At 65.1% G+C, this 21,272-nt stretch carries 7 protein-coding genes and 1 tRNA gene; 4 read left to right on the forward strand and 4 right to left on the reverse strand.

The genetic code is table 11. From position 1 onward, the window contains the following. Nucleotides 1–4: 4 nt before the first annotated feature. From HG421_RS07320 to amaB, 3 genes are all read right to left on the reverse strand, one after another. On the reverse strand, nucleotides 5–772 hold the full coding sequence (locus tag HG421_RS07320; protein WP_169705850.1) for a class I SAM-dependent methyltransferase: 768 nt from the start codon (nucleotides 770–772) through the stop codon (nucleotides 5–7). A gap of 2 nt (nucleotides 773–774) precedes the next feature. Next, complete coding sequence (locus HG421_RS07325; protein WP_169705851.1) at nucleotides 775–1,059, reverse strand: DUF4190 domain-containing protein; 285 nt, start codon at nucleotides 1,057–1,059, stop codon at nucleotides 775–777. Nucleotides 1,060–1,410: 351 nt separating this feature from the next. Continuing rightward, a complete protein-coding gene (gene amaB, locus HG421_RS07330; protein WP_169705852.1) occupies nucleotides 1,411–2,943 on the reverse strand; it encodes an L-piperidine-6-carboxylate dehydrogenase in 1,533 nt (510 codons plus the stop codon). Between the two features lie 134 nt (nucleotides 2,944–3,077). On the opposite strand from amaB, the gene HG421_RS07335 reads away from it, so the two are divergent. Further along, a tRNA-Arg gene (locus tag HG421_RS07335) sits at nucleotides 3,078–3,154 on the forward strand. 142 nt (nucleotides 3,155–3,296) lie between these two features. Here the strand turns inward: HG421_RS07335 and HG421_RS21205 are convergent. Then, on the reverse strand, nucleotides 3,297–3,389 hold the full coding sequence (locus HG421_RS21205) for a VOC family protein (protein ID WP_248279477.1): 93 nt from the start codon (nucleotides 3,387–3,389) through the stop codon (nucleotides 3,297–3,299). 406 nt (nucleotides 3,390–3,795) lie between these two features. Between HG421_RS21205 and HG421_RS07345 the strand changes: the two genes are divergently transcribed. The 3 genes from HG421_RS07345 (at nucleotide 3,796) to HG421_RS07355 (ending at nucleotide 21,271) form a co-directional block, all read left to right on the forward strand. Next, nucleotides 3,796–4,749, forward strand: coding sequence for an AraC family transcriptional regulator (locus tag HG421_RS07345; RefSeq protein ID WP_169705853.1), 954 nt, complete (start codon nucleotides 3,796–3,798; stop codon nucleotides 4,747–4,749). Nucleotides 4,750–5,271: 522 nt separating this feature from the next. Next, the gene (locus HG421_RS07350; RefSeq protein ID WP_169705854.1) at nucleotides 5,272–6,972 is read left to right on the forward strand and encodes a ShlB/FhaC/HecB family hemolysin secretion/activation protein; all 1,701 of its coding nucleotides are present in this window, start codon (nucleotides 5,272–5,274) and stop codon (nucleotides 6,970–6,972) included. A gap of 70 nt (nucleotides 6,973–7,042) precedes the next feature. Then, complete coding sequence (locus tag HG421_RS07355; protein WP_169705855.1) at nucleotides 7,043–21,271, forward strand: hemagglutinin repeat-containing protein; 14,229 nt, start codon at nucleotides 7,043–7,045, stop codon at nucleotides 21,269–21,271. The last annotated feature ends 1 nt before the right edge of the window (nucleotide 21,272 follow it).

Consider the following 21,272-nt stretch of genomic DNA (forward strand, 5'->3'; position numbering starts at 1 on the left):
CGGGTCAGTTCAAACTCCCGGCGAAGATGCGGGTCTGGTAATGAAAGTCGATCACCCCGTCGTGCGCGTACGCATCGAACAGGGCGCGCAGCGCGTCCAGCATCGGCGCGTGCCGCGCATCGTGCGCCAGCGGCGCATACGACGAGGACAGCAGGCGGCCACGCAAGGCGTCGAAATCCAGCCGCTGTACATTGGGAAAGCGGGCCATCGCCCGGAATCCATCGCCGAACCAGGCCTGCATGGTCGCATCGTCCTGGTAGCGTTCTGCCACCGCCGAATAGTCGGTGCCGTAGTCCAGCAGCAGCTGTTCGTAGCCGCGCAGGAACGCGGTGGAGTCCAGTTCGCGCGAGTTCCAGTACACCACCGCCAGGCCGCCGGGCTGCAGGATACGTGCCCACTCGCGGCGCACGGCCTGGGTGTCGAACCAGTGGAAGGCCTGCGCTGCCGACACCAGGCCAACGCTGGCATCGGCCAGCCCGGTGGCCTCGGCGGTGCCGTCGGTGGCCTGGAAGCTGCCGAATTCGGCCAGCCATTGGTGCGCGGCGGCGCGCATGGCCGGGTTCGGTTCCACTGCGGTGACCGAATAGCCGGCCTCCAGGAACAGGCGGCTGGAGATGCCGGTGCCGGCACCGATATCAGCCACCGGCGTGGCGGGGGTGACGCCCAGCTCGTCGTGCAGCCAGCGCAGCAGCTGCGGCGGGTAACTCGGCCGGTAGCGCACATACGCCGCTACCCGGTCAGTGAAACGCTGGGCCGAGGAGGGCGCGGCCATGCTCAACTGTTGGCGGCCGCCAGCCACGCCATGCCGCCGAAGAAAAGAATGAACACCGCAATGCCCAGCACCCACAGCGCCACCGCCAGCCAGCCCAGGACCAGGCCGCCGATCGCCAGCCCGTCGCCATCCAGGCCCTGCGGATGACGGCGGATTTCCGCCCGCGCCAGGTGGCCGGTGATGATGGCGCAGATGCTGCCGAGGAAGGGAATCAACGTCCAGCCGAGAATGCCGGCCACCAGGCTGACGATGGCCATGGCGCTGGTCTGTCGAACGACAACGTTCATCATGAACTCCTTGAAGGGCCCGCAGCCGGCGGCTGGCGTCGCCCGATTATCCCAGAGCGGCCGGCCAAAAGGCGTGCCGGTTGAAGCGAACCGTGGCCGATGGCCGGATTCAGGCGATTTGAAGGGCTGTGGGAGCGACGGTTGCGCCGTGCGAGCGTGTGGTTTGTGGCCTGGAGCGTGGTCGGGCAGGGCGGCGACAGTCTGCCGCGGCCTGTTTCGGCGGCCCGCTCCACCATCAGCGCGACGGCCTGGTGCCCCAGCATTCCAACAGCGCGAGGCAGCAATGCGTGCCGCACGCGCCCCGCAGGCAGGCCCACGCGCCGGAGCGGTGTCCGGCGCGTGGGCCCTACATCACAGATCGAACTTGATGCCCTGAGCCAGCGGCAGCGAATCGGAGTAGTTGATGGTGTTGGTCTGGCGGCGCATGTAGACCTTCCACGCATCCGAGCCGGATTCGCGACCACCGCCAGTTTCCTTCTCGCCACCGAACGCGCCGCCGATCTCCGCACCGGAGGTGCCGATGTTGACGTTGGCGATGCCGCAATCGCTGCCCGCGGCAGACAGGAACTTCTCGGCCGCCTTGAGGTTCTGGGTGAAGATCGACGACGACAGCCCCTGCGGCACGCCGTTCTGCAGGTCGATCGCCTCGTCCAGCGTGCTGTACTTCATCACGTACAGGATCGGCGCGAACGTCTCGTGCTGCACCACCGCGTCGCTGTTCTGCAGCCCAGTGACAATGGCCGGCAGCACGAAGTTGCCCGGGCGGTCGATCGCGGTGCCGCCCACTTCCACCGTGCCGCCAGCGGCCTTGGCCTTGGCGATCGAGTCGAGGAACTGTGCAACCGCGCCCTGGCTGTTGAGCGGGCCCATCAGGTTTGCCGGGTCGGTGGGGTCGCCGATCTTGCTGTCGAGCTGCTTGTACGCCTTGACCAGCGTGGCCAGCACGTTGTCGTAGATGGAGTCGTGCACGATCAGGCGGCGCGTGGTGGTGCAGCGCTGGCCGGCGGTGCCGACCGCACCGAACACAATGCCGGGAATCGCCAGCTTCAGGTCGGCGGTCTCGTCCAGAATGATGGCGTTATTGCCACCAAGCTCCAGCAGGCAGCGGCCCAGGCGGTGGGCGACCTTTTCAGCGACCACGCGGCCGATCTGGGTGGAACCGGTGAAGCTGATCAGCGGGATGCGGGTGTCTTCGACCAGCGTCTCCGACAGGGAAGTGCCGGCATCGTTGATCAGGAAGAAGATGTCCGGGAAGCCGGCATCCTTCAGCGCCGCGTTGCAGATCTTCATGGTGGCAATCGCGGTCAGCGGCGTCTTGTTGGACGGCTTCCAGATGCAGATATCGCCGCAGATCGCCGCCAGGAACGCATTCCACGCCCACACCGCCACCGGGAAGTTGAACGCGCTGATGATGCCCACCAGGCCCAGCGGCTGGTACTGCTCGTACATGCGGTGGCCAGGGCGCTCCGAGTGCATGGTGTAGCCGTAGAGCATGCGGCTCTGGCCCACGGCGAAATCGGCGATGTCGATCATCTCCTGCACTTCGCCATCGCCTTCGGGCTTGCTCTTGCCCATTTCCAGCGCCACCAGCGAGCCCAGCGCATCCTTGTGCGCACGCAGCGCCTCGCCACACAGGCGAACGGCTTCGCCGCGGCGCGGCGCCGGCGTGGTGCGCCACACCTTGAAGGCCGCCTGGGCGCGCTGGATGATCAGTTCGTAATCGTCCGGCGTGGTCGCCTGCACCTCGGCGATGACCGCGTTGGTGGTCGGGTTGAGCGGCTGCAGCACCCCGGCACCGGTGGCCTGCGACCAGGTCGCCTCGCCGAGGTAGGTGCCGGAATTGGACGCGGCGAGGTCGAGCGCCTTGAGCAGGTCAGCGGACATGGAATCTCCTGGAAACGGTGGCGGTCGCGCGGCGGCAGGGCCGGCCCACGACACGGGTAGCCGCCAATTTTAGCAGGCTCCATCCAGCCCGGCCGGCTTGGCAAGCTGGCTGAACATGCGACAATGCCGCCCTTGGCCCCGTAGCTCAGCTGGATAGAGCGTCCCCCTCCTAAGGGGAAGGTCGCCCGTTCGAATCGGGCCGGGGTCACCAGACCGAGAGCTGCTGTTCCAGATGGCCGCATGAGCTGGCGGGACGATAGACGCCTGCCAGCTGCCGCGTTGAGACGGCAGGGCGTTGACGGCACCGCGTCAGTAGAGGCGTGCGCATCGCTTCCCAGGTCAGCGCATTGGGCTCAGGTCGGCTGCCACAACTCTGCCTTGTTGCCGTCGGGGTCGATGACCCAGGCAAACAGCCCGAATTCCGAGGTGGTGACGGTCTCAGACACCTGGCAACCGGCAGCTCTCAGCCGTTCAACCAGCGACTCCAGATCATCGACGCGGTAGTTCACGATGAAGGGGGCTGCGGTGTTTTCGAACTGGCTGCTCGCCTAATCGTGAATTGCCCATGCCAGCGGGTTCCCGGGGCTTCCCTCTCGCGATCCCGCATCGAACACGGTTCCACCCCAGCCGTGTACATCGATTCCCAGCTGCGTTGCATACCAGGTGCGTAGTGCAGCCGCGTCCCTGGATTTGATGATGATCCCGCCGATCCCGTTCACTGCGTGCATGCCCGATTCCTTTGACTGAGTGGGGTGACGACCAATAGCGGAGCCGGTCCATGCGTCCCGACTCGGCTGCCGCGCAACGACGATAAAGTAGTGCCAGTTCAGCCGCTTGCCAGATCTTGCTCGGATGACGATCAGCCAAACGCCATCGCTCACCACGGTCCAGAGCGTGAATCGTGCGCTCGACTACATCGAGGTCAATCTCGCCGGGAAGCTTTCGCTGTCCCTGATTGCTGGCGCCGCCTGTGTGTCACCTTTCCATCTTCAGCGAATCTTTCGTGCCGTCCTGGGTGAAACCCCGCGCGCGTTCGTGCTACGCAGAAGGCTGGAAAACGCCTTGGGCGATATGTCTCACCAGCCGGGCCGGCCCCTGACGGAAATAGCGCTGGCCCGCGGGTTTTCTTCGCTCTCGGATTTCTCGAGAAACTTTCGAAAGCATTTTGGATATTCGCCCGCCAGGTTGGATCTCGGCGCCTGTCTGGATGCGCGCCAAAGCGCGCTGGATGCCACCCTGGCACTGACCTCGCATGGCGATGGAGGTGGCGCCATCGACGCCGGGGAATTTTCGGTCAATCTTCGCGAGATTCCCGAACGCACCGTTCAATACGTGCGCGTGCATCGTCCATTCGAGCAGGGCGCGGTGCGGGCGGCGGCGATGCGCCTGCTGTCGTGGGCGCAAGATGCCGGCGTAGCACACCATCAGTGGCTAGGGTATCTCTGGGATCAACCGCGCCTGGCGTGCGCCGACGACTGCCGTTATGACGTCGCGGTGGAAGTGACGCATGGGCGGCCCTACGGCGATATCGGCCTCTTCCGGTTTCCGCCGATGAAGGTGGCTGAAGTGGTGATTCCCGGGGATTTGCAGCTGGAGGCGCGCGCCTTCACCTGGCTGCGCACCGTGTGGCTGCCGGCAAGCGACTACCTGCCAGCAGGCTTGCCCGCCTTCGAGGCATGGCTGGGGTTGCCGTACGCACACGGGGACGATCACTTCGAGCTTGCGTGCCAGCTTCCGATCCGTCGCCCGTCGGAGTCGGATGCGTGGGACAAGCTGCGGCACGCGGAGGACGGGCGCATCTACTGACCGGCTCGAGCCCGGTACCGATCGGATGGATTTGCTCTGGGTTAATGAGATGTTCATCGATTTGACCTGCTTGCAGTGCGAAGGACAGCCGCTTGAGGTTAGGGACGTCACTCTTGTTGCCTGCGAGATTCTGGTGATCACCACCTGATGACCGGGCGGAGGCAGGCAACAACCCGGGAGAGCCTTCATGAAAACTGTCATGCCTTAAAGAGCATTGCTCGAATTAGCTTTTTGACTGCTGTTGGCCGAACTTCACCCCCAAGGTGGTCCCGCATCAAGCCGTTACAGCAATCCTGCCGCGGCTGCATCCACCTATTTTAGTGATGTCCATCACATTAGCTTGATTGTCGGGTTTTTCTTACAGGGTGGCCCCTACAGCAAGCGTTGACGTTCCGTTAACGCTGCCGCAAAGTCCCGCAGCATTCGCCGCGCTGACGGGTTGCGTCGCCGTTTTGGCGGCCAGGCGCGGTGGTGCGAGTAACGGCATGTCACGGCATGACCGTTGCACAGGGGGCATGACAGATGTGGATGCGATCGGCGCCATTGGCGCTGGCGGCTTGCCTGTGGGCGGTCGCCGGGCTGGCGGCTGCACAACAAACGGCACCTTCCAGCCTGGATCGGCAGGAACAACTGCGCCAGGCCGAAGAGATCCAGCGCCGGCAGGAGCAGGAGCGCCAGGCGCCCTTCGCCGGCCCGCGCGAGGATGCCGAGCGCGTGGACGCACGTAGCACCGCATTGCCCAAGGAAGACCTGTGCTTTGCCATCGCGCGCGTGCGCCTGTCCGGTGCGGGCGATGCAGCGGACCGCTTTGCCTGGTTGTGGAAATCCTTGCGTCGTTATGAGGGTCGCTGCATCGGACGCGCGGGGATCGACATCATTCGCCGCCGCGCACTGGATCGCCTGGTGGCGCGTGGGTTTGTCACCACCCGCATCGGCGTGCCCGAGCAGGATCTGTCGCGTGGAGAGCTGCGTTTCGAATTGATGCCCGGACGTCTGCGTGCGGTGCGTGTGGTCTCCGAGACCGATGGCGCGCAGTGGAAAACCGCCTTGCCGTTACGCCGCGGCGATGTGCTGGACCTGCGCGCGATCGAGCAGGCGGTGGAGCAGTTCAAGCGCCTGCCATCGCAGGACGCCAAGATCGATATCGCGCCCGGACAGGCGCCAGGTGAATCGGATCTGGTGATCACGCTGCAGCACGGCCGACGCTGGCGTGGCGTTGCCAATGCAGACGATTCGGGTGTGGAGGCCACGGGCCGCGTGCAGGGTGGGCTGGATCTTTCACTGGACAATCCGCTGGGGCTCAACGATCTGCTCAGCGTGGGCTACAGCCACGATCTGGCCACGCGCGACGAAGAGCGCGGTACCCGCGGCAACAGCCTGAGCTACAGCCTGCCCTGGGGTTGGTGGACATTCGCACTGTCGGCGTCGTCGTATCGGTATCACCAACGCGTCGATGGCTTCCTGCAGACCTTCCAGTCCAGCGGCCGATCCAGCAACGCCCAGCTGGATATCCAGCGCGTGCTGCACCGTGACGGCACCAGCAAGACCTCCGCTGGCGTGACCATCGGCCGGCGCCGCGCACGCAGTTATCTGGATGGCGTGGAGATCGGGATCCAGCGGCGCGATACCAGTAGCGCGGAATTCTATTTCGCGCATCGTCGCTATCTCGGCGCCATGCAACTGGATGCGCGTATCGCCCATCGGCGCGGAACGCCCTGGTTCAACAGCCAGTGGACCGGATACGACCCACAGATCGGGTTTCCCACTTTCCGCTATGGCGTCACCACGCTGGACATCAGCACCGCGCTGCCCTTCAAGCTTGGCCCGGTGCCGATGGCCTGGGAGAGCAGCCTGCGTGCGCAGACGGCCGGCGAACTGCTGCTGGGGTCGGAATTCGTCACCATCGGCGGCCGCTACAGCGTGCGTGGCTTCGATGGTGAAGCCACGCTGGGTGCGGAGAAAGGTGCGTACTGGCGCAATACCTTGAGCGTTCCGGTACAGCGGATCGGCCTGACGCCTTACCTGGGCCTGGACGCCGGCCGCATCGATGGCACCAGTGCGAGCGGGCTGCGCGGACGCAGCCTGGTGGGTGGTGCGGTGGGCCTGCGTGGCGGGTGGTTCGGCGCCAGCATCGACGCATTCGCCGGTTGGGCCATCCACCGCCCGGATGGGTTTGGAAGTGCGCAGCCGGCCTATGGCGCGCGAGTGATCTACCAGTTCTGACATGGACCGCGCAGCCGGCCGGCTGCGCGCTAGCGGATTGATGCCGTCCACAGGCGGCCAGAGGGAAACGATGGACATCGAAGCGATGAGCGTGCGTGGTTACGTGGTCGAACAGGGCAAGCGCGCCCTGGCAGTGCTGCTGTGCTTCACCGTGACCTGGACATCGTTCCCGGCCTGGGCGCAGGTCGCGCCCACACCCAATCCCGGCGGGCAGACCCCCGGCCAGCAGGTCGCTGCCAATGGCGTGCCGGTGGTGGACATCGTTGCGCCCAATGCGCGCGGCATCTCGCACAATCGCTACAGCACTTTCAATGTCGGCCCGAACGGCCTGATCCTCAACAACAGCGCGCAGATCTCCAAGACCGAGCTGGGCGGCTATGTCGCGGGCAACAACAATCTACAGCGCAGTGGCGCGGCCTCGCTGATCCTCAACGAGGTCACCTCGGCCAGCAGCCGATTGCAGGGCTATACCGAAATCGCCGGCGCCAAGGCGCAGGTGGTCATCGCCAACCCCAACGGCATTTCCTGCGATGGCTGCGGCTTTCTCAATACCTCGCGGGTCACGCTGACCACCGGTACGCCGAACCTGGGAAGCGACGGCGCCTTGAATGGCTTCAGCATCACCGGCGGCGCGCTCAGCATCGGCAGCAACGGCCTGGACGCGTTCAACGTGGATCGTCTGGATCTGCTCTCGCGGCAACTCAGTGTCGACGGCTCGATCTGGACCAGGGAGCTGGTGGCCAGCGCAGGCACCGGGCGTGTCAATGTCGATGGGATGTTGCTGGATGTGTTGCCAGGTACCGATGGCGCAGCGCCATCGATCGGCATCGACGTGGCGCAGCTGGGCGGCATGTACGCCGAGCGGATTCGCCTGATTGCCACCGAGGCCGGCGTTGGCGTGGTCAGCCGCGGCACCCTGGCGGCACAGAGCGGCGATCTGCAGATCGACAGTGCCGGGCAGGTGAGCCTGAGCGGCACCACCGTGGCGCGCGATGGCGTGAACGTGCGTGCCGCCGGTGACCTGGACCAACGCGGCGTGCTGGGCTCGCAGCAGGGCGATGTCGACTTGCGAGGCGCGCAGCTGCGCCTGTCCGGCGATCTGGTGGCGGCCGGCGCGTTGACGGCGCAGGCCAGCGGGACCTTGCAGCATGCCGGCCGCAGCAGCGCCGGCACGATTCGCCTGTTTGGTTCGGAGTTGAATGCCGACGGCAGCCTGCATAGCACCGGTGCACTGGAACTGGGAGCCGATGGCCTGTTGCGCAGCGGCGGTGTTGCGTATGGCGGCGCAGGCGCGGACCTGCGCGCAGCAAGTATCGCGCTGTCGGGCACCTTGCAGAGCGGCGGCGCGATTGCCTTGAATGCAAACAGCATCGACGCGGTGGGTACGCTGGATGCAGCGACCGCCTTGCGGGTGATTGGGAATGGCAATGTGCGGATGGGCGGCCTGGCGCAGGCCGGGCAGGGCGTGCAGCTGCAGGCCGGTGGCCGGCTGGGGGTGCAAGGGCAATTGGTCGCTGCCGACGCGGTTGCGTTGAGTGCCGGTGCGGTCGATCTTGCGCAGCGCGCTGCAGTGTCTGCCGGCACCGATCTGGATCTGCGCAGCACCGCTGCGCTGACCAATGCGGGCAGCGTTTACGCCGGCCGCGACCTGCGGCTCCAGGCCGGCAACGTGGCCAGCGCTGGCAGCATCACTGCTGCGCGCGACGCGCAGCTTGCCGTCGCCGCAGACTTCGTCAACAGCGGCACCGTTGTGGCTGGAAACGCATTGACGGTGGACGCCGCACAGTTGGAGAGCCGTGGCGATATCGGCAGCCAGCGTGGCGACACGAGCTTGCGCGCCCGTGGTGGGATCGCACTGGGCGGCAACGCCGTGGCGGGTGGGGCGCTGGCAGTGGATGCCGGCAGCGCGGCGCAACTCTCCGGGGCAGTCAATGCCGCGCGCGTGACCTTGCGCAGCGGCGGCAATGCCGAGGTATCGGGCAGTTTGCAGACCATCCGCGGCGACGTCGCCATGCTCGCCGGCGGTGAGCTGGTCAACAGTGCACTGGTGAGTGCTGCGGGCGCGATCGACCTGCAGGCGGATGGCGCGCTGCGCCAGCGCGGCCAGCTGCGCAGCGCTAGCGCACTGCAACTGGGTGGTGGCACGGTCGAGCACGATGGGGTGATCGATGCCGGTGCCGATCTGCGCGTTGCAAGCGCCACCGATCTGGCGTTGAACGGCACCTTGCAGAGCGCAGGTGCCGCCACGCTGCAGGCGGGCAACGCGCTGGAAAATCGCGCAAACCTCGTTGCGAACGGCACGTTGCAGGTCGATGCGGCCTCGCTGCGTAATGTGCAGGGCGCGGCACTCTCCTCCAACGCCGATGCGGTTGTGAGAACCAGCGGGGTGCTGGACAACGCCGGCAGCCTTTACGGCGCTGATGCAGTGCAGCTGGCGGCTGGCACGCTGCTCCAGAGCGGCCGGATTGGCGCCGGCAATACGTTGACCGCAACGGTTGGCGATGCGTTCGACAACACCGGCAATGTGGTTGCCCGAAACGCGCTGCAGATCGATGCCGGCAGCCTGCGCAGTGACGGTCAACTCGGCAGCGAGACGGGCAGCGTCCGGCTGGCGAGCCAGGGCGACCTGCGGGTGCAGGGCGTCACGGCAGCGGCCACGTCGCTACAGGCCAGCGCTGGCGGCGATCTGCAGCAGGCGGGCGCGCTGACGGGGCAGTCGGTCGCCTTGATGGCGGGGCGGGATCTCACCACGGCCGGCACGGTGCAGGCGTCGGCGCTGGATCTGCAGGCGCAGCGTGCGCTGACGTTTGCTGCGCAAGGCCAGGTACAGGGCGATGCATCCGTGCGCGCGAGCAGCGTGGCCACGCGCCAGGACGCCGTGCTGCAAACGGGTGGCGCCTTGACGCTGGAAGGCGGCGCTGTCGACAGCCGCGGCACGCTGGATGCGGGCACCGATCTGCAGATCCGCAGCCAGGGCGATCTTGCGCTGGCGGGCGTAGCCCAGGGCGGGCGCGACGTACAGCTCACTGCTGCCAATGCGTTCAACAACGCCGCGCATGTGGTGGCCGGACGCGATCTGACCGTGCAGGCGCAGCAACTGGATAACGCTGCCGCCGGTGTCCTGGCCGGTGAGGGCGATGTGGCAGTGACCACGGTGGCGCAGCTCGCCAATGCCGGCCGCCTGCAAGCCGGCGGCGATGTACAGCTCACCTCGGCAGCGCTGGACCAAAGCGGCAGCGTCTCCGCGGGCAAGGCCTTGAATGTTGCGGTGGCTGGAACGTTGGATAACCGTGGGAGCCTGATTGCCAGGGATGGATTGCTGGTCGATGCAGCACTCCTGCGCAGCAGTGGCCAGCTTGGCAGCGAGCGTGCCGATGTCACGCTCGCTAGCCAGGCGGACATACAGTTGGGCGGCGTGGTGGCTGCCGCGACCGCATTGCGTGCCAACGCCGGTGGCGATCTTCAACAATCCGGCACGCTCACTGCGCGGTCGCTTGCACTGCAGGCCGGCCGCGATCTGGCTGTCAATGGCGCCGTCCAGTCTGCCTCCACCCTGGATCTGCAGGCGGAGCGCACGCTCACGGTGAATGGGCAGACATCGAGCACGGGCAACACCGCGCTCACAGGCGTAGCCGTCACCACCGGCAGCGCGGCCGTGGTGAAGAGCGGCGCCGACATCACGCTGGACGGCAGCGCCATCGATAGCCGCGGTGCACTCGATGCAGCCGGCGATCTGAGCGTGCGCAGCGCAGGCGATCTTGCACTGGGCGGTGTGGCCCAGGCCGGACGCGATGTCACTCTTGCGGCCGACGGTGCATTGCGCAATTGGGCGCAAGTGATTGCCGCGCGCGATCTGGACGTGCGCGCGGCCAGTGTCGACAATGCAGCCGATGCAACCCTGGGGGCGCTGCGCGATCTGCGGATCGACGTCGCTGGCACGCTGGAGAACAGCGGCACCCTGCATGGCGAGCGTGGGCTTGCGCTGTCGACAGGCGCGTTGTTGCAGCGCGGCCGCCTCTACAGCGGGGATGCGATTTCCATTGCATCGACCGGAGCGTTCGAGAATGTCGGCCAACTGGTGTCCGGCAAGGACCTGACCATCGCGGCGGGCAACATCGTCAGCAACGGCCAGCTTGGCTCGGTGACCGGCGCACTGACGCTGACCAGCCAGAACGCCATCGACCTGCGCGGCGTCGTGTCTGCTGCCACTGCGCTGCAGGCCACTGCGGCGGGCGACCTGCTGCAGGCGGGCACCCTCAGTGCGCAGACTGTCGGCTTGCAGGCAGGGCGCGACCTCACTGCCGGCGGCACGCTGCAATCGGCCTCCACGCTGGATCTGCAGGCGCAGCGCGTGCTTGCCTTGAACGGCCAGGCGCAAGCGGGCAGTGTTGCCGCCCTGCGTGGCGGCAGCATCACGACCGGTGAGGCCGCCGTGCTGAAAAGCGCTGGCCTGATCACCCTGGACGGTGCAGCCATCGACAGTCGCGGCACGCTCGATGCGGGCAGCGATCTGCGTGTGACTAGTACCGGTGGCCTCGCCTTGGCAGGGGTGGCGCAAGCCAATCGCGATGTGGTGCTCAACGCCACAGGTGGCCTGAGCAATGCCGCCCAGGTGATTGCAGGCCGCGATCTTTCCGTGCAGGCAGGCACAGTGACCAATGCCGCCTCCGGCGCGCTGGCTGCCGAAGGTGCTGTCACGCTGACCACCGGTGCGCTGCAGAACGCCGGTAGCGTGCACAGCGGTGGCGACCTTCGCATCACCGCCGCCAGCCTGGACCAAAGCGGTACGGCAAATGCCGGCAAGGCGTTGACCGCCACGGTCACCGGGGCGCTGGACAATCGCGGCAGCCTGATCGCCGCCGACGGCCTGGTCGTGGATGCAGGCACCCTGCGCAGCAGCGGCCAGCTCGGTAGCCAGACGGCCACTGTCGATCTGACCAGCCGTGGCGAGATGACGCTGCAGGGCGTGGTTGCCGCTGCGACCACGTTGCAGGCAACCGCCGCTGGCGATCTGCAGCAAGGCGGTTCGCTGAAGGCGCAGTCGGTCGCACTGCATGCCGGGCGCGACCTGGTCGCGGCAGGCACGCTGCAATCGGCCTCTACGCTCGACCTGCAGGCGCAGCGCATGCTCGCATTGAACGGGCAGGCGTCCAGCGTGGGCGATGCCACCCTGCGCGCTGCAACCGTCAGCACCGCACAAGCGGCCGTGCTTCAGGCCGGTGGCGCAATCAGTCTGGATGGCGCGGCGATCGATAGCCGCGGCGCCCTCGATGCCTCCACCGATTTGAATTTGCGCAGTACCGGCAATCTGGCCGTTGCCGGCGTTGCGCAGGCCGATCGCGCCGTGGTGCTGAGCGCGGCCGGCACGCTGACCAATGCGGCGCAGGTCGTCGCGGGCCAGAACCTGAGCGTTACCGCCGCCAGTGCAAGCAATACGGGTACGGGTGTATTGCTTGCGCAAGGCGACACCACGCTGACTACCGCAGGGTTGCTCGACAATGCCGGCGCGATCCGCGCAGGCAATCAGCTGACGCTCGGCGTGGGCGCGCTGCGCCAGACCGGGCAAGCGTACGGCCTGCAGCGTCTGGGCCTGACGGCATCGGGTGCGGTGGACAATCGCGGTGACCTGATCGGCGGCAACGGCTTGCGCGTGGAGGCCGGGCAGCTGAGCAGCAGCGGTCAACTGGGCAGCGAGCGCGGCGATGTCGCCCTGATCAGCCGCGGCAACCTGCAGCTGGACGGCAACCTGGCCGCGGCAGCGGCGTTTTCGGCGCAGGCCGACGGCAGCCTGTCGCAGAGCGGTCGCCTGAGTGCGGGCAGCAGCCTGGACCTGCACTCCAAGGGCGATCTCACTGTTGCAGGGCAGCTGTCTGGTCAACAGACCACGCTGACCAGCGATGCGGTGCTGCGTCAGCAAGGCGTCGTCAGCGGTGCAACCGTGGGCCTGCAAGGTGCACGTATCGAACATGCAGGGCAAACCACAGCAGCGGGCAACCTCAGCCTGCGTGCCGGCGACATCAGCGTGGCCGGCACCGTGGGCGCCGGGATTGCGGCCGATGGCAATCTGGGGACGGGAAGCACCCTGAGCCTGGTCGCAGATCGTCAACTGGGCGTGTCCGGCAAGCTGCTGGCAGGGGGCAATCTGCTGCTGCAGGGCGGTCAGCTGGGCCTTGCCGGTGCCAACACGCGTGCCACCGGCAATGCGGTCCTCACCACTGCCGGAAGCCTCGATCATCGTGGCGCCGATCTGCTTGCCGGTGGCAGCTTGACCGTCCAGGCCGGCGGTACCATCGATAACAGCCGGCTCAATGCGGTTGGCGGCCAGATGCAGGCCAGCCAGCTCGCCATCGACGGTGGCAGTTTGAACAATGCCGGTGGTCGCCTGGTACAGAGCGGCGCCGGTCTGACCCGTGTCAGCATCGGCGCTGCCATCGACAACACCGCCGGCACCCTTGCCAGTAATGGTCAGGATCTGACCATCACGGCGGCAAGCCTGGAGAATGCACAGGGGCGGATCGAGCATGCCGGTAGCGGCAACCTGTCGGTCACCAGCCGCGGCGCGCTGGGTAACAGCAGTGGACGCATCCTCACCCAGGGCCAGCTCACCCTGGGTGCGAGCAGCGGGTTGAACAACCAGAGCGGCACCATCGCCGCGGCCGGCGATGCAACACTGACGGCGGCCAGCCTCAACAACACTGGTGGTTCGGTCGCCGCACGCGGCCTGACCGTACAGACGGGCGGTGCCGCCGATAACCGTAACGGCCTGCTGCAGGCCAGTGGCGGCGCGTTGACCCTGCGTGCCGACAGCCTCAGCAATGCCGGCGGCCTCGTGCAGGCGGTTGCCAACGGCGGGGCAGGCGGCAGCTTGCGTGTGGAACTCAACCGTGGCCTGGATAACGGCAACGGCATCATCGGCGCCAGTGTCGATGCGGTAATCACGGCGGAGAACATCAGCAGCACCGGCGGCAGCCTGCAAGCGGCACGCGACCTCAATGTCACTGCGCGCGGCCAGCTGGACAATCACCAGGGCGGCAAGCTCAGTGCCGGGCGCGATCTCAACCTCGCCGTCGCAGGCGCGCTACTCAACAGTGGCGGCCAGCTCGATGCCGGCAATACGCTCACCGCCTCCGGCGGGCTGATCGACAACACGCAAGGCAGCATCGTCAACAACGGTGGCGGGCTGACGCGTATCACCACCGGCGGCGCCCTGACCAACAGCAGCGGCAATCTGGGCGGCCGCGGCAGCGTGGTCATCGATGCGGCCAGCATCGCCAACAATGGCGGCCAGCTTGTGGCCGGTGGCGATCTGATCGCCAACACCAATGGCTTGAACAACCAGGGCGGCAACGTCTATGCCGGCGCAAGCTTCCTGCTGCAGCGCGCCGGCGCCACGCTGGACAACCGCAACGGCAAGATCAAGGCCGAACAAGCGGTCCGCCTGAATCTGCAGAGCCTGAGCAACGCCGGTGGCCAGATCGGCGCAGGCAGCACGACAGGCGGTGCCGGCGATGTGGTGATCGATACCGTGGGCTTCGATGGCGGCGGCAGCATCCTGGCGCAGAACCTGCTGGATCTGACCCTGCGCAGCGACTACACCCATCGTGCCGGCGCAGACCTGGTCAGCAATGGCGATTTCAACCTGCGCGTGGGCGGCAACCTCGTCAACGAATCCACGCTCAAGGCCGCACGTGCGCTGGACATCACTGCCAGCAGCATCACCAACCGCGCCGGCGCCAGCATCCTGTCCAACGACACCCGCCTCAATGGCGGCAATGTCATCGACAACGCCGGCAGCATTTCCGGTAACGGTGCCTTGTCGCTGGTTGCCAACAGCGTCTACAACACCGGCAGCATCGTGGGTGGCAATGTGTCGGTGAATACCGGCACGCTGGTCAACGGCGCCGATCTCGGCGGCGCGACCGACAATGCCGCCTACGGCTCGGCCTTGCTCGGCTCCACCGGCAACATGAACCTTGTCGTGCGCGACCAGCTGCTCAACCGCGACGCGCGCATCTTCAGCCTGGGCAATATCGCGATTGGTGGCGCGCAGGATGGTGGCGGCACCCTGGTGGCGCGTACTGGGGTGGTGAATAACCTCTCGGGCAGTATCGAGGCTGATGGGAGTGTTCTGATTGCGGCCAATCAGCTGAACAATCGTCGGCGGGTGATCAATACGACCAGCGTGTCGACCGATCCTGGTAGCGACGATGTCTACTCGGGTGGCGAGCTTATCGAAAGCAAGGCGATCCGGAATATACAGGGCGCACGCGCGCCCTATCCCTACACAGGACTCGCACCCGGTATTTATCGCAACTATCAGGTGATCCAGCAGGAGCAGCTGTCATCCGCAAGCGCGGAGGGGAAGATTGCAGCGGGTGGAAACATCTTGCTGTCGGGAAGCGTTACGAATAACGCCTCGACCATCGCTGCAGCCGGCCTGTTCGCTGCCAATCAGCGAGGTCTTGGTGGGCTTTCGGATGCGATGATCAATGGCGGTGAGCAACTGCTCAACCAGGCGCTAGCGTTGAATCAGGTGGTCCGGCAAAGCGATGTGGAACACATCGTTACCGCGATCACCAATGACTGCATGCAGCCGGTTGGGCAGAAGGTCGTTTGCTACTACGAGGAAGAGGACCAGAGGCTCAGCTCTTCAACGACGAGTAACAGCTATCTCGCCCTAGGCGCCAGCATGACCGGCGGTCAAGGCGTGAGCATCAATGGCGCCAATATCAGCAATGGCGCTGTCGGTAGCGACGGGCGGGCAGTCAGTGGTGCATCGCTTGCCGCAGTCGGCGGCCAGGGTGGACTCAGCGGACGTGGCAGGCAGACTGCTGGAAGCGTCGGTGGCCAGACGGTCGTCGGTCGTGCCAACGGGGGCGCGGACAGCATCCGTGTTGCCACCGCCACCAACGGCAACGCAGGCACTCAGGTCGGCGCCAACACCCAGGACGCCGCGCTCGCCACGTCGGGCGGCATCGTCAAGATGTCGGTCGCACCGGTGATGTCCAACGACAGTGGCCTGGTGCGCAGCACGGTCGATCAGACTGATGTGCAACCCACCGCAGCTGGTAGCGGTGTCACGGCAGGTGCGAACGAAACCCGCACGCGTGTCGACCCCGCCACCATCCCCGTCACTAATATCGTGGGCGGTGGCCAGACCTCGCTGACGCAGATCGATCTGCCCATCGGCGGCTTGTATCGCCTGTCCAATGGCACGGCCACCGACCGCACGGCGATGGGCCGCGCAGCCACCGGCTTGGGCGGCATCAACGCCTGGCGCAGCAATGGCCCGGGCCGTCGCTACCTGATCGAGACCGATCCGCGCTTCGTCAACTACGACAATTTCATCAGCAGCGACTTCCTGCTGGACAAGCTGGGCGTAGACCCGGAGTGGACCCAGACCCGCCTGGGCGACGGCTTCTATGAGCAGCGCCTGGTGCTGGACCAGATCACCCAGCTCACCGGCCGTCGCTACCTGGGCAACTACGCCGATGGCGTGGCGCAATACCGTGCCTTGCTCGAGTCCGGCGTGGCCGCTGCAGGCCAGCTGCAGTTGAGCATGGGCGTGGGCCTCACCGCCGCGCAGGCGGCGGCGCTCACGCAGGACATCGTGTGGATGGTGGAGCAGGACTACCAAGGCCAGAAGGTGCTGGTGCCGGTGGTCTACCTGGCCTCCAACTCGCTGCAGTTGCGCGGCAATGGCGCCTTGATCGCCGGCGGCAACGTCGAGCTCAACGCCACCAACGCCATGAGCAACCAGGGCGTGATCGCCGGTGCCGATGTCAGCGTCACCGCCGGCAACCTGCTCAACCAGGGCCGTATCAGCGGCACCGGCACCGTGGCATTGGAAGCGCGCAACGACCTGCTCAACCAGGGCCAGATCCAGGGCCGCGATGTGGGGCTTGCGGCCGGCAACAATCTGGTTAGCGAAGCGGCCAAAGCCGTCAATGGCGTCGGCATCCTGTCGGGCATCAGTGCCAGCAACACCTTGCAACTGATGGCCGGCAATGACATGACCCTGACCGGCACCCGCGTGCAGGCGGGCGGCAGTGCGGCGCTGAGTGCAGGCAATAATCTGAGCCTCACGCCTAGTGCCTTGCGCGACGACAATGGCCTGCTGCGTGGCGGCGATGCCGTGTCACTCGTCACGGGTAAAGACCTGATCGTGTCCGCAGGCAACGACCTGCAACTGCATGGCGTCAGCATCAACGCCGGCGGCAGCGCCGCCTTGCAGGCCGGCAACAACCTCTCGCTGACCCCGCTCACCGGTCTGGATGGCAAGGCCGGTACGCGCACCAGCATCAGCACCGGTGAGAGCCTGCAGCTGACCGCTGGCAACGACCTGACCATCCGTCAGGCCGAGGTCAAGGCGGGCGGTGATCTGATTGCCGCAGCAGGCAACAACCTCAACGTCGAGTCCGTGCTCAACGACAGCGAGACCAACAGCTACAACTCGCGCAACGGCAAGACCCGCGTTACTACCACGACCACGACACAAACCATCGACCAACAGGCGCTCACCGCCGGCGGCAACCTGATCCTCAGCGCCGGCAACGACGTCAATCTGGTCGCTGCCAAGCTCGATGCAGGCAAGGGGCTGGGGGTCAGCGCCGGCAACGACATCAATGCCAGCACGCTGACCACGGTGGACACCAGGGATGTCCTGGAAACGCGCAAGCGCTTCAAGCAAACCACCAGCACCAGCGACGAAACCGTCCACGGCACAGAGTTCAGCGCGGGTGGCAACCTCGCCATGCAGGCGGGCAACGACATCACCCTGACCGCCGCATCGGCCGCCACCAAGGACGGCGGCATCACCCTGGCCGCCGGCAACGACGTCAATCTGCTCGCCGCCAGCGAGCAGCACGATGCCGTGCAGGACATGACCAAGAAGAAGAAGGGCACGTTCAGCAGCAAGACCACGACGACGCATGACGAGTGGCACGACAACGTGGCGGTCACCACCACGCTCAGTGGCGATACGGTGCAGATCGCGGCGGGTAACGATCTGCTGTCGCAGGGTGCACAGGTCGCTAGCACTGGCGATGTGGTGTTGGCCGCCGGTAACAACCTGACGCTGGACACGGTGCAGAACACCCGCAGCGAGGAGCATGAGAAGACCGTCAAGAAGTCAGGTCTATACGGCGGCGGCGGATTCAGCGTCGCCCTGGGCGTCACCAAGAAAACCGATGGTCTGGACGTTACCGAGGTCAGCAACACCGGCAGCCTGGTCGGCAGCACCGACGGCTCGGTGACGATGACTGCTGGCAACAAGGTGTCCGTCACCGGTAGCGATGTACTGAGCGCCACCAGAACCACCATCGTGGGCAAAGAGGTCTCCATTGCCGCGGCGGAAAACACCGTGGACACGGTGCAGACATCCAAGCAGCAGAGTGCGGGTCTTACGTTGGGGCTGACCGGTGCAGCGGTCGAGGCAGCCCAAGCGGCGTATATGGCGACCAAACGCGGGTCGGAAGTAGAGGATGACCGCCTCAAGGCGCTCTATGCGGCCAAGACGGCATACGCCGTCAGCGATGCGGTAAGTGCTTACCAGGCACCGCCGACCAGCGGCGGCCAGGATGCCGTCAGCTTGAAGATCGCCCTCGGTGCCAGCAGCGCGTCGAGCAAGACGACCACGCACGACGAAACTACTGGCGGCAGCCGCATCCTCAGCGACGGCAACGTGACCATCGCCGCCACCGACGGCGACCTCAATGTGATCGGAAGCCAGATCAACGGCCAGAACGTGACGTTGGCGGCGGCCAACAATCTCAACCTGCTCAGCAACAAGGAAACCAATACCAGCAAGTCGGAGAACAAGAACGGCGGCGGCGAGATCGGTGTGAGCGTCGGCACCACCACCGGCTTCTATGTGAGTGCCTACGCTGGAAAGGGCAGTGCCAAGGGCAACAGCGAGTTGCACACCGAAAGCGTCGTGACGGCCAAGGACACGCTGACCCTGGACAGCGGTAACGACACCAAGATCAAGGGCGCGCAGGTGATCGGCGACACCGTGCTGGCCAAGATCGGCGGCGACTTGCTGATCCAGAGCGAACAGGACACCGAAGACTACAAGAGCAAGCAGCAGCAGGCGGGCGTCAAGCTGGTTTATGGCGTCAGCGGCAGCAGCGCCAGCTACAGCCAGCAGAAGGTCAACAGCAGCTACACCAGCGTCAATGAGCAGAGCGGCATCCAGGCCGGCAATGGCGGTTTCGATATCACGGTGGGCGGAAACACGCACCTGATCGGCGGCGCCATCGCCAGCACGGCCGATGCAACGCTGAACCGCCTGTCCACCGGCAGCCTGACGGTGGAGGACTTGCAGAACAAGGCGGAGTACAAGGCTGGCGGATTTGGAGTCGGCACAGGCGATTGGCAATCCGTGGCAGCCGGTGCGGCGTTGAGTCTGGCGGGTAATCAGACCGGAAGTAGCAGCAGTACAACCAGGAGCGACATTGCTGCGGGCAGTGTCGAGGTGCGCAACGGGGACTCGACTGCTCTGGCTGGTCTGGATCGCAGCGCTACGGAACTGCAGCAGAGCGGGCTGAACCAGATCTTCGATGAGAAGAAGGTTGCGGAACAGCAAGAACTGGCGCAAGTCGCCGGCGAGGTCGCGTTTAGGTCGGCCAAGGAACTCATTTCCTACAAGAGGGAGCAAGCGGCTGCAGACGCAGAACAGGCCATGGCCGATCTGGAAGCGGCCAAGGGTGATCCGGACGCGACGGCAACGGCGAAGGCACGCCTGCTCGCAGCCAATGACCAACTCGCGAAATGGAACGACGCGGGAGCTGCAAAGCAGATCACCCAAGTGACTGCGGGCGCACTGGCTGCTGCTGTCTCTGGCGGCAATGTCCTGAGCGCAGCCGGTGGCGTGTTGATGAACGAAACGTTGTTGCCGAAGTTCGCTGACGCATTGCAAAAGGGCGGCATACAGCCGGGGAGTGGTGCCGAGGCCACATTGATGAGTGGCCTTGGAGCGCTACTCGGCGCTGCGGGCGGTCTCCTGGGTGGCGATGTGCAGGCTGGCGCAGCGTCGGGCAATGCGGTCCAGACCTATGGTTACTACGACTATCGCGAAGGGCGTGCGCAACGGCAGGCGATGGCTGCCGAGGCATTGAAGAATGTCGGGATCACTGATCCCAACGAAGTTGCCGGTGTCAATGCACTTCTCGATAACTGCGTGAAGCTCGGCTGCGATCCGGACAAGCTAGTCCTGTTGCTCAAATCGCCGGATGCAGCATCAACGCTGCGAGAGCTCGCGCAACCTGAGAGCGTTGCCTTCCAGCGCTATGGCAAGGGCTTCAATGAGCTAGACGAACAGCAGCGCAAAGATGTTATTAACCACATTCCAACGGGAGAAGTCAGCGTTGGTGCTATTGAAAAAAACCCGGTTGGGACCGTCACCGTTGGAGCTGTGGGAAGTGCTCATGCAGATGGCACAGCTGCTTCTAACACTGAGGGAGCTAACCATTCACAGGAAATCGCGGACTCGCAGCAATCGCAAGATGAAAATTTAAGACTGAAGGGGGCGACGGTTGTCTCCAATCTCGCCATCGCAGGTGGGAAGAAGGTAGAGCAGTTCAAGAACTGGCTGGGCGAAGACAATGCAGAGACTGCTGCGCTGGTCTTGATGGCGGCGGCAGGTGGCCCGGTGAAGACGTTGGGCAGTACACTGTGGGCGGCGACACCGATAGCGGGGTATTTTTCGGAAAAGAAAGAGGAGTATCTGGTCAATCCGTTGACACCGTTCATCGGCGCCAACGCATTTGGTGCTGTGACCGATCGTGATCAGCAAGCGGTGCAGCCTGCGAGCCATGCGACTAGCTCGATGCTTGTGGACACGCTGCTGTCGTCGCTTGGTGTACTGGGTACCAAAGCCGGTGCGATCGGCATCATTAAGAGTAGCGATGGATTTTCGGGGGCAGTGAAAGATGCTGAGGAACATATCTCTCTCCCCAGTGCACAAGAGTTAACTGCTGCAATCACCCAAGAAAGTTCGGAAATTATTACAAGGAATGTAGATCCGAAAATTTTGATTGGAAGGCAGGGCCGAGATGAGATTTCAGGATCACAAGTGAAGCGATTTACGAAAGACATGAAAGCTAATGGCTATGATGTGAATCACCCCATCGACGTGGCTAAAGTTGACGGAAAGTTGATTATTATTGATGGACACCACCGGGCACTTGCCGCTCCAAGAGCTGGTATTAAAGAGGTTCCGGTCAACGTGCATAACGTGACTAGAGAAGAGGCGGATCAGCTGATGCGAGAAGCTGCAGAAGCCCGGGGAGGACGCTAGG

The organism is Xanthomonas campestris pv. badrii (assembly GCF_012848175.1).
Classification (GTDB): Bacteria; Pseudomonadota; Gammaproteobacteria; order Xanthomonadales; family Xanthomonadaceae; genus Xanthomonas; species Xanthomonas campestris_C.

Excerpts from the sequence above, each read along its gene's own strand:
- HG421_RS07320 (WP_169705850.1), bottom strand. The coding sequence starts at position 772 with ATGGCCGCGCCCTCCTCGGCCCAGCGTTTCACTGACCGGGTAGCGGCG.
- HG421_RS07325 (WP_169705851.1), bottom strand. The coding sequence starts at position 1,059 with ATGAACGTTGTCGTTCGACAGACCAGCGCCATGGCCATCGTCAGCCTG.
- amaB (WP_169705852.1), bottom strand. The coding sequence starts at position 2,943 with ATGTCCGCTGACCTGCTCAAGGCGCTCGACCTCGCCGCGTCCAATTCC.
- HG421_RS07345 (WP_169705853.1), top strand. The coding sequence starts at position 3,796 with ATGACGATCAGCCAAACGCCATCGCTCACCACGGTCCAGAGCGTGAAT.
- HG421_RS07350 (WP_169705854.1), top strand. The coding sequence starts at position 5,272 with ATGTGGATGCGATCGGCGCCATTGGCGCTGGCGGCTTGCCTGTGGGCG.
- HG421_RS07355 (WP_169705855.1), top strand. The coding sequence starts at position 7,043 with ATGGACATCGAAGCGATGAGCGTGCGTGGTTACGTGGTCGAACAGGGC.